Annotated in this window: 1 protein-coding gene; it reads right to left on the bottom strand. The window is 70.4% G+C overall.

Going from position 1 to position 1,108, the window contains the following annotated elements:
• The coding region (locus EOA60_RS34155) for a 5-guanidino-2-oxopentanoate decarboxylase (RefSeq protein ID WP_128312681.1) at nucleotides 1-1,108 on the bottom strand (1,108 nt) is incomplete at both ends.

Here is a 1,108-nt window from a genome sequence, read left to right as displayed (position 1 = left end):
GTCGTGGTCGTAATAGAGATTGGCGGCGTAGATCGGCTGCGTCGAGTCGCCGACGATGATGGCGCCGGGCAGCGCGCCGCGGATCGTCTCCACCGCGCGCAGTTGCGCCAGATAGTCTGGCCGCAGCTCCGCCAGCGCGGCCTCTCGCCCTGCGGCAGCGCGGGCTTCGCCGTCTTTCGCGGCGACATGAGCGGCGCCGAGTGCAGCCAGCAGGGCAGAAAGCGCCTCGGCACAATCGCCGTGGATGCCAACCGTCACCGGACGGCGCGCGAGCTGGTCGGCGCCGATATCGATGCGGATGAGGCTCGGCGGCAGCACGAAGCCGCCATCGCCGTAGCCGTCATAGTCGGTGGGGCCGAATTCGGTGCCGGCGGCGATCACCAGATCGGCATCCGCCATCAGCGCGCGCACCGCCTTGAGGCTGGGGCTTGCCGGCACCAAGAGCGGGTGCCGATGCAGCAGGCCGCGCGCGTTGGCGGTCTCGACCACCGGCGCGCCGAGCGCTTCGGCGAAGCGTGTCAGCGCCGCGTCCGCTTTCTTGGCACCGCCACCGGCAAGAATCAGCGGACGGCGAGCCGCCTTGATCAACCTCGCAGCCTCGGCAACAGCCGCCGCGTCCGGAGCGGGCGGCGCGGCGTTGCCGAGCACCGGCGCGAGCCCCTCGGCGGGCTTCACCATGACGTTTGTCGGGATCTCGATGTGAACCGGACCCGGCCGCGACGAGGAGAAGACGGCGAAGGCGCGGGCGAGCGCACCCGGCAGTTCCTCGGCCTCGGTGACACGCTCGGAAGACAGCGCCACCTTCTCCATCATGCCGCGCTGGTCCGGCAGTTCGTGCAGGAAGCCCAAACCCTTGCCGAGCGTATCGGTGGCATTGACACCGGAGATCACCAGCATCGGCACCGAATCGGCGCGCGCCTGGCCCATCGCGGTGATGGTGTTGGTGAGGCCGGGTCCGGTGATGACGAAAGCCACGCCCGGCCGGCCGCCGGCGCGGGCGTAGCCGTCGGCCATGAAGCCGGCGCCCTGCTCGTGGCGCGGCGTGATGTGGCGGATCTTCGAACGCGCCAGGCCGCGATAAAGCTCGACCGTATGCACGCCCGGAATG

It is taken from the genome of Mesorhizobium sp. M1A.F.Ca.IN.020.06.1.1, assembly GCF_004023265.1.
Taxonomy (GTDB): domain Bacteria; phylum Pseudomonadota; class Alphaproteobacteria; order Rhizobiales; family Rhizobiaceae; genus Mesorhizobium.
Note: the sequence above shows the minus strand (reverse complement) of the source record. Positions and strands in the feature narration are given on the sequence as shown.